The sequence below is a fragment of the Streptomyces sp. NPDC088400 genome, from assembly GCF_044753355.1.
Lineage (GTDB): Bacteria > Actinomycetota > Actinomycetes > Streptomycetales > Streptomycetaceae > Streptomyces.
Window position 1 is genome coordinate 702,544 of record NZ_JBIVMZ010000001.1, and the last position, 8,422, is coordinate 710,965.

Consider the following 8,422-nt stretch of genomic DNA (forward strand, 5'->3'; position numbering starts at 1 on the left):
CCGTACGTCGGGCTCCGTACGGCGGTGCCGTACATCAGCGCTCGTACGTCAGCGTTCGTACGTGAGCTGTCGGCTGTCAGCTCTCGGTCTTGGCCGGTGCCGTACGGGCACGGCGGCGGCGCGGCTTGGCCGGGGCCTCCGCTTCCGGTGCCTCCGTGGCCTCCACGGCCTCCGCCGCCTCGGCGGCGGGCTTGGCGACGCGTGTACGGCGACGGGGCTTCGACTCCGCGACGGGGGCCTCGGCCGTTTCGGCCGTGGCTTCCGCGGCGTCGGCCTTGGGCTTGGCGACCCGGGTGCGGCGGCGCGGCTTGGTCTCGACGGCCGGGGCTTCGGCGGGGGCCTCGGCAGGTGCTTCGACCACCGCGGCCGACTCGACCGTCTCCGCCACGTCGGCCGCGGGCTTCGCGGCACGGGTGCGGCGGCGGCGCGGCTTGGCCGGGGCCTCGGCCTCCGGCTCCTCGGCCACCGGCTCGGCCGGAACCTCGGTGCCCGGGGTCTCCAGGACCGGCGCGCCGGTCGCGGGAGCGGCCACGGCACCGCGCGTACGCCGGCGGCGGCGCGGGGTGCGCGGCTCGGCCGACTGCTCCGCGCCGTCCGGGCCGTTCACCGGCTCCACGGCCGGGACCTGCTGGTCCGTGGCGTCCAGCGGGGTCCCGCCGCGGGTGCGGCGGCGCTGGCGCGGGGTGCGCGTGCGGGCCGGGCGCTCTTCCCGTACCGCGGTGGCGGCGGACTTGCGGCCACGGCCGCCCGTCTCACCGAGGTCCTCCACCTGCTCCGCCGAGAGACCGGCGCGCGTGCGCTCCGCTCGCGGCAGGACGCCCTTGGTCCCGGCGGGAATGCCGAGCTCCTCGAACAGGTGCGGGGAGGTGGAGTACGTCTCCGGCGGGTTCGGAAAGCCGAGGTTCAGCGCCTTGTTGATCAGCTGCCAGCGCGGGATGTCGTCCCAGTCGACGAGCGTGACGGCCGTACCCGAGGCGCCCGCGCGGCCGGTGCGGCCGATGCGGTGGAGGTAGGTCTTCTCCTCCTCCGGCGACTGGTAGTTGATGACGTGGGTCACGCCCTCGACGTCGATACCGCGCGCGGCGACGTCGGTGCAGACCAGCACGTCCACCTTGCCGTTGCGGAAGGCGCGCAGCGCCTGCTCGCGGGCGCCCTGGCCCAGGTCGCCGTGGACCGCGCCGGAGGCGAAGCCGCGCTGGGCGAGCTGGTCGGCGATGTCGGCGGCCGTCCGCTTCGTACGGCAGAAGATCATCGCGAGTCCGCGGCCCTCGGCCTGGAGGATGCGTGCGACCATCTCCGGCTTGTCCATGGAGTGGGCGCGGTAGATCCGCTGCGTCGTGTTGGCGACGGTCGCGCCCTCGTCGTCCGGCGAGGTGGCGCTGATGTGCGTGGGCTGCGACATGTAGCGGCGGGCGAGGCCGATGACCGCGCCCGGCATGGTCGCGGAGAACAGCATCGTCTGGCGCTTGGCCGGCAGCAGCTGGATGATCTTCTCGACATCCGGCAGGAAGCCCAGGTCGAGCATCTCGTCGGCCTCGTCCAGGACGAGCCCGCGCACATGCGCGAGGTCGAGCTTCTTCTGGCCCGCGAGGTCCAGCAGCCGGCCCGGGGTGCCGACGATCACATCGACGCCCTTCTTGAGGGCCTCGACCTGGGGCTCGTAGGCACGGCCGCCGTAGATCGCCAGCACACGGACGTTACGGACCTTGCCGGCCGTCAGCAGGTCGTTGGTGACCTGCTGGCACAGCTCGCGGGTGGGGACGACCACCAGGGCCTGCGGGGCGTTCGTCAGCTGCTCGGGCACGGCCCGGCCGGACTCGACGTCCGCGGGGACGGTGACGCGCTCCAGGAGCGGCAGGCCGAAGCCGAGCGTCTTGCCCGTGCCGGTCTTGGCCTGTCCGATGACGTCCTTGCCGGACAGTGCGACCGGGAGGGTCATCTCTTGGATGGGGAACGGAGACAGGATGCCGACGGCTTCTAGCGCTTCGGCTGTCTCGGGGAGGATTCCGAGGTCTCGGAAAGTCGTAGTCAGGGTGCTGCCTCTTCTGTGAGACGCGGCGCGAGGCGAACGCTGGGGGTCGTACCGCACCTGGGTACTCGGCCGGCCGTGGATTGGCCGGATGGCGCGGGACCACTGCCGTCGCTCGAGCGTCGTGCCGCTGAGGGGGCCCCTCATCTTGCGGGTCGTACGCAGCTGTGCGCACGGTCCGCGCGGAGGGCGGTCGGGGCGGAGCCGATCGGGCCACCGACCGGGCATCCTCGTGGGGCCTGTCCGAGGGAAACCCCTCGGGCAGACACTGCGATGGCCCGCCGAAAAATCGGCAGGCGCATTATCACTGTACCCCGGAATCGCGCATGTGTGTCGGGCGAATTCGTCGGAACGGTGTGACAGCTGCGTCTGACCAGGCCCTTACGGGGTGTGGCGGGCGGGCTATTCTGCGGTTCATGGAGACGCCCGACAACGCCACCGCACCCGCATCAGCAGCCGAGGAACCCACGGGGATCGCCGCCCAGGACTGGGCCACGGCCTCAGCAGATCCGCAGTACCACGCCGCCGTCGTGGACCTGCTCGGAGCGCTGGCCTACGGCGAGCTGGCGGCCTTCGAGCGGCTCGCCGAGGACGCCAAGCTCGCGCCGACCCTGGCCGACAAGGCCGCGCTGGCGAAAATGGCCGCCGCGGAATTCCATCATTTCGAACAGCTGAATGACCGACTGCGCGCGATCGACGTCGAGCCGACCGGTGCGATGGAGCCGTTCGCGAAGGCTCTCGACGATTTTCACCGCCAGACAGCGCCCTCGGACTGGCTGGAGGGCCTCGTCAAGGCGTACGTCGGTGATTCCATCGCCAGTGACTTCTACCGCGAGGTGGCCGCCCGGCTGGACACCGACAGCCGTGCTCTGGTGCTGTCCGTGCTGGACGACACGGGACACGGCAATTTCGCGGTGGAGAAGGTGCGTGCCGCGATCGATGCGGAGCCCCGGGTCGGCGGACGGCTCGCGCTCTGGGCACGCCGCCTGATGGGCGAGGCGCTCTCGCAGGCGCAGCGCGTGGTCGCCGAGCGGGACGCGCTCTCCACGATGCTGGTGGGCGGGGTGGCCGACGGGTTCGACCTCGCGGAGGTCGGCCGGATGTTCTCCCGGATCACCGAGGCGCACACCAAGCGGATGGCGGCGCTCGGTCTGGCCGCCTGACCGGAAGCCGGAAGCCGGAAGCCGGGGGATCGGACGGCCGTACGGCCTGCCTGGCGCACCGCTGATGTGACCTACGACCGGACCGGGCCGTACATCACATCGCCGGTGCGTCAGGGATCAGGACGGCATGGCTCCGTGGTGCAGTCGGCGGCGGCTCGCCGGGCGGATCAGCAGCGACAGCAGCACCGCTCCCACCAGCAGGGCGCCGGCGAGCGTCGCCAGGACGTGGCCGGCCCCGAGCGCCATGTGCGTCACATACGCACCGAATACGGCACCGACCGGGCCCGCGGTGAACACCGTCCTGTGGGCAGGAAGCCGGTGGGACAGCCGGTGGGCCGCTGCCCACGAGAGACCGAGTCCGAGCAGGACCGATCCAAGGACTTCCCAGATCACTGCTGATCACCTCACGACGCCGGGTTGGCACTGTGGTCAGGGCCTTGTGCGGCCCAGCACGTCACTACCCGTAGCGCGGTGAGCGCAACCCTCCGGAGGTCCCCGGAGGGGGCGACTCCGCGCACAGCGAAAACGCGGGTGGCGGTGGCAGGCGTCCGCGCCGCCACGTCCCGGGGCCGGCTGCGCGGGACGCCCCCGGGGAGGACAGCGGAATGGCCCGGCGGGAATCCCGCCGGGCCATTCCGGATGTCAGTGACGACAGTCATGACAGTGACTACAGCGCGCCGAATCCGACCCGCCGTGTCGTCGGCTCACCGATCTCCACATACGCGACCCGCTCGGCCGGTACGAGGACCTTGCGCCCCTTGTCGTCCGTGAGGCTGAGCAGCTGTGCCTTGCCGGCCAGCGCGTCGGCCACGGCGCGCTCGACCTCCTCGGCGGACTGCCCGCTCTCCAGAACGATCTCCCGGGGCGCGTGCTGCACGCCGATCTTGACCTCCACGGCTATGTCCCTCCGAACGGTCGCGTTGCGCGGTCAGCCGCGCGGTACGCAGCACACATTAGCCCGGAGAGACCACGTGGAAGACGCCGAGGTGAACGCCCGCAGCGAACACGCGCCTTCAGTGCTGCTCGGTGCCGTGCAGCGGGAAGCCGGCGATACCGCGCCAGGCCAGCGAGGTGAGGAGGCTGACGGCCCGCTCGCGGGGGATGGCGGACTCGCTGGAGAGCCAGTAGCGGGCCACCACCTGGGAGACGCCGCCCAGACCCACGGCCAGCAGCATGGACTCCTCCTTGGAGAGCCCGGTGTCCTCGGCGATCACGTCGGAGATCGCCTCGGCGCACTGGAGCGCGACCCGGTCCACGCGCTCGCGCACCGCGGGCTCGTTCGTCAGGTCCGACTCGAAGACCAGGCGGAACGCACCGCCCTCGTCCTCGACGTAGGCGAAGTAGGCGTCCATGGTCGCCTCGACGCGCAGCTTGTTCTCCGTCGTGGACGCGAGCGCCGTACGGACCGCCTGGAGCAGGCTCTCGCAGTGCTGGTCGAGCAGGGCGAGGTACAGCTCCAGCTTCCCTGGGAAGTGCTGGTAGAGAACAGGCTTGCTGACTCCGGCACGCTCGGCGATGTCGTCCATCGCCGCCGCGTGGTACCCCTGCGCGACGAACACTTCCTGTGCCGCGCCCAGCAGCTGGTTGCGTCGGGCGCGACGCGGCAGGCGCGTGCCTCGCGGGCGCGCTGCCTCGGTCTGCTCTATGGCTGTCACGCCGCCTCCCAAAAATTCGTTCCGTGCGCGCTGTGCGCCGCTCCGCCATCGTACTTTTGGGTAACGCGACTGTGCGTGGCGAGTGCGCACAATTTCACGGACCGGACGGGTGTGGTAATGACTGTCGCCGGTTCAGCGGCTCAGCGGTAGTCCTCGTCCTCGTCCGGTTCGACGGACCGTGCCTGTTCGGCCGCGTCTCCCTCGCTGGCCGTGGCCGGGTCGATCTTGGTGAGCGGTTCGTCGCCGTGCCGCCGTACGTCCGCGAGCTGCTCGGCGGCGTCGGCTTCGGGGACCTCCTCCGCCAGCTCGGCGTCCTCGCCGTTGGTCTCGAAGGTCTCGGGGTCCGTGGGGTCGACCGGCATGCAGTGCCCTTTCTCTTCGCGATGGAAGGGGGGCCGGGGCGCGCGCCCCTCTTCCCGAGCCTAGGAGCCGGGGATCCAGGGCGCCAGGCGGCCTGTGACCGCGAACACACGATTCCGGACGTGATCATCTCGTAACATTGCCGCATGTCGTCGACCGAACTGCCGGAAACCATCGCCGCCGCCGTGGCTCCGAAGGTGAGCACCGTACGGGTCGCGGAGGGGGAGACGCTCCGTTCCGTGACGCTTCCCGGGCTGACGCTGACGGTACGGTCGCGGCCCGCGAACCGCACCGGAGCGGCGCCCGCGCTGTACATCCACGGGCTCGGCGGGTCTTCGCAGAACTGGTCGGCGATGATGCCGTTCCTGGCGGACCGGGTCGACGGCGAGGCCGTCGACCTGCCCGGTTTCGGGGACTCGCCGCCGCCGGACGACGGCAACTACTCCGTCACCGGTCATGCCCGCGCGGTGATCCGGCTGCTGGACGCGGGCGGACGTGGTCCCACGCATCTGCTCGGCAACTCACTCGGAGGGGCCGTCGCCACCCGCGTCGCGGCCGTCCGTCCCGATCTTGTGCGGACTCTCACACTGGTCTCGCCCGCGCTGCCGGAGATCCGGGTGCAGCGCACCGCCGTGCCCACCGCGCTGCTCGCGGTGCCCGGTGTGGCCTCGCTGTTCTGGCGGTTGACGAGGGACTGGACGGCGGAGCAGCGCACCCGCGGGATGATGTCGCTCTGTTACGGAGACCCCACGTCGGTCAGCGAGGAGGAACTGCGCCACGCGGCGCAGGAGATGGAGCGCAGGCTTCAACTGCCGTATTTCTGGGACGCGATGACCTGCTCGGCTCGCGGTATCGTCAACGCGTACACGCTCGGCGGTCAGCACGGACTGTGGCGGCAGGCCGAGCGGGTGCTGGCGCCGACGCTGCTGGTCTACGGCGGGCGGGACCAACTCGTTTCGTACCGCATGGCCCGTAAGGCGGCGGCCGCGTTCCGTGACTCCCGGCTGCTGACTCTCCCGGACGCCGGACATGTTGCCATGATGGAGTATCCACGGCAGGTCGCCCAGGCCTGCCGGGAGCTCATCGACGACTACGACAGGGGCTGATCCCGGGCGTGGGACGACATAGCCGCAGAGGCCCCGTACCCCAGGGCTCGCAGGGCACCGCCGGGCTCGCGCCCGGTGACCCGGAGCCGGAGGAACCGGGCCAGGGCCGGCGCAGGCGGTCGGAAGCCGGGCAGGACACCGAGCGGCAGGCGGCTGCCGTGCGGGAGACCCCCGCGCGGGGAACTCCCGTACAGGGAACCCCGGCACAGGGCACCCCCGCGGTCGGTGCCCCCGGCCGTGGGACTCCCGGTCGCGGAACTCCCGCGCAGGACACCCCCGTACGTGGCGTGCCGCAGGCGCAGGCGCGCGGTGGGCATCCCGAGCAGCGTGAGTCCGGCGGTGGGTGGGGCTCCGAACAGCGTTACGGCGACCGGCCGGGCGCCGCGCGGGGGCCCGCGGTTCCGCCGCGGCAGAAGCGGCAGCCGACGGCCGGTTCGCCGTTGATACCGGGACCGCGACGGGAGTTCGTCGACGCGTTCGACTCCGATGCCTTCGACGCTCCGTCCTCGGAGCTCGCGGAGGGCGCCTCGGGCTCGTCCCCGGGGGCCGCGCGGACCCTGTCGCGCGAGTCCGCTCCGTTCGCTTCGTCCTCCACCGTCGATGACCGTGAAGCCGATGACCGTGAATACGGCGACCGTGAAAACGAGCGGGCGGGCGGCCTGGGCGGTGACCGGGGCGGCGACGGTATCGACGGCGGCCCGGACACCGATCCCGATGCGGAGCAGCCCGCCAAGGGCGGCAAGGGCCGCGCCTTCACCGGGATCGCAGCCGCCGCGGTGACCACCGTCCTCGCCGTCGTCGTGGCCGGGCAGGTCACGGAGGGCGGCAGTGACGGGGACAAGTCCGGCGCTCGGGCGGCCGGTGGAGTCGACCGCGGCGTCGAGGGTGATGAAGCCTCCCGCTCGGTGGGCGGAGAGGGGCCGAAGCAGCGCGAGGCACCGGTCAAGCCCGCCACGTACGCGCAGTTGATGACCGAACAGTTCCCGCTCGACCCGGAGTTGAAGGCGTCGGGTGGTTTCGCCGCCGTTCCCGGTCTCGACAAGGCGCCCGGCAAGGGGCAGAAGTTCCGCTACCGCGTGGACGTCGAGAAGGGCCTCGGCCTCGACGGCACGCTGTTCGCGGACGCCGTCCAGAAGACCCTGAACGACGACCGGAGCTGGGCGCACAACGGCGCCATGACCTTCGAACGGATCTCCAGCGGCCGGCCCGACTTCGTGATCACGCTGGCCAGCCCGGGGACCACGGCCTTCTGGTGCGAGAAGTCCGGTCTGGACACGACCGTCGACAACGTGTCCTGCGACTCCGCCTCGACCGAACGCGTCATGATCAACGCCTATCGCTGGGCGCAGGGAGCGGAGACCTTCGGCGCCAAGGCGATGTTCCCGTACCGGCAGATGCTCATCAACCACGAGGTCGGACACCGGCTCGGGCACAACCATGTGAGCTGCCAGACCCCCGGCACGCTCGCCCCGGTGATGCAGCAGCAGACGAAGTCGCTGGATATCGAGGGGATCCAGTGCAAGCCGAATCCCTGGGTCTTTCCCGGCAGTTGAGGCGAGCCGCAGTCCCGGTAGCTGAGACGGCCGTCTCGTCGCGCGTCGGCCGTTCCCTCTCGCCGTAGATCCCCGCGCCGGGCGTACTGAGTCCGTACGCGGGCGCGCGGCATGGCAGGTCTCTGTTTTCTTCCTCTCGGTCGCCGCTTCTCGTGCGGGCACCGGGCGTCAGCGCCCCTGTTCCTGGCCTACCGGCTTGTTCCTGGCTTTCCGCCCTGTTGGGAACACCGCCTGCCCTGTTGAACTCTGCCCGCGAGGCCACCGAGGGCCGCGCAGCCCATCGAGAGGCTTCCTCCCATGCGTCGTCCGTCCATCAGATCCCGCCGTTCGGCACGCACCGCACTCCCCAAGGAAGTGGCCGTAGTTTGACGTCGCGTAACGAGAACGCTCGGTAGCGCGACAGAACGCCACCGACGCGGGAAAGTTACGTGCATTCACCCCTTCTGGTGGTGGGGGGGGGGGCCCCGGCCCCGGCCCCCCCCCCCCGCGCGAGGGGGGTGGCGCGCCCCGGCGGGCGCCGCCACCCCCGCCGCCCCCGCCCGACCAACGAGGGGTG

The 8,422-nt window shown here is 71.5% G+C and carries 8 protein-coding genes; 3 read left to right on the forward strand and 5 right to left on the reverse strand.

What is annotated here, in order from left to right; translation table 11 throughout:
* Nucleotides 1–76: 76 nt before the first annotated feature.
* A complete protein-coding gene (locus ACIQD6_RS03230) occupies nt 77–2,176 on the reverse strand; it encodes a DEAD/DEAH box helicase (RefSeq protein WP_401877437.1) in 2,100 nt (699 codons plus the stop codon).
* Nucleotides 2,177–2,445: 269 nt separating this feature from the next.
* Here ACIQD6_RS03230 and ACIQD6_RS03235 point away from each other — a divergent pair, with 269 nt between their 5' ends.
* Complete coding sequence (locus ACIQD6_RS03235; protein WP_401877439.1) at nt 2,446–3,192, forward strand: ferritin-like fold-containing protein; 747 nt, start codon at nt 2,446–2,448, stop codon at nt 3,190–3,192.
* Between the two features lie 117 nt (nt 3,193–3,309).
* Here the strand turns inward: ACIQD6_RS03235 and ACIQD6_RS03240 are convergent, their stop codons facing one another.
* From ACIQD6_RS03240 to ACIQD6_RS03255, 4 genes are all read right to left on the reverse strand, one after another.
* Nucleotides 3,310–3,585, reverse strand: a complete 276-nt coding sequence (locus tag ACIQD6_RS03240; protein ID WP_401877440.1) for a hypothetical protein — start codon at nt 3,583–3,585, stop codon at nt 3,310–3,312.
* A gap of 274 nt (nt 3,586–3,859) precedes the next feature.
* Nucleotides 3,860–4,087, reverse strand: coding sequence for a DUF3107 domain-containing protein (locus ACIQD6_RS03245; RefSeq protein WP_046500385.1), 228 nt, complete (start codon nt 4,085–4,087; stop codon nt 3,860–3,862).
* A gap of 118 nt (nt 4,088–4,205) precedes the next feature.
* Complete coding sequence (locus tag ACIQD6_RS03250) at nt 4,206–4,847, reverse strand: TetR/AcrR family transcriptional regulator (protein WP_401877443.1); 642 nt, start codon at nt 4,845–4,847, stop codon at nt 4,206–4,208.
* Between the two features lie 140 nt (nt 4,848–4,987).
* Nucleotides 4,988–5,209: a hypothetical protein gene (locus ACIQD6_RS03255; RefSeq protein WP_401877445.1), complete on the reverse strand. Its 222-nt coding sequence runs from the start codon at nt 5,207–5,209 to the stop codon at nt 4,988–4,990.
* 144 nt (nt 5,210–5,353) lie between these two features.
* On the opposite strand from ACIQD6_RS03255, the gene ACIQD6_RS03260 reads away from it, so the two are divergent.
* Complete coding sequence (locus tag ACIQD6_RS03260; RefSeq protein ID WP_401877447.1) at nt 5,354–6,313, forward strand: alpha/beta fold hydrolase; 960 nt, start codon at nt 5,354–5,356, stop codon at nt 6,311–6,313.
* Between the two features lie 8 nt (nt 6,314–6,321).
* A complete protein-coding gene (locus ACIQD6_RS03265; protein ID WP_401877448.1) occupies nt 6,322–7,866 on the forward strand; it encodes a DUF3152 domain-containing protein in 1,545 nt (514 codons plus the stop codon).
* Nucleotides 7,867–8,422 lie beyond the last annotated feature (556 nt).

Bases quoted from the DNA above. Each gene is read 5' to 3' on its own strand.
- ACIQD6_RS03230 (WP_401877437.1), bottom strand. From the start codon at position 2,176: ATGAGGGGCCCCCTCAGCGGCACGACGCTCGAGCGACGGCAGTGGTCC.
- ACIQD6_RS03255 (WP_401877445.1), bottom strand. From the start codon at position 5,209: ATGCCGGTCGACCCCACGGACCCCGAGACCTTCGAGACCAACGGCGAG.
- ACIQD6_RS03260 (WP_401877447.1), top strand. From the start codon at position 5,354: ATGTCGTCGACCGAACTGCCGGAAACCATCGCCGCCGCCGTGGCTCCG.
- ACIQD6_RS03235 (WP_401877439.1), top strand. From the start codon at position 2,446: ATGGAGACGCCCGACAACGCCACCGCACCCGCATCAGCAGCCGAGGAA.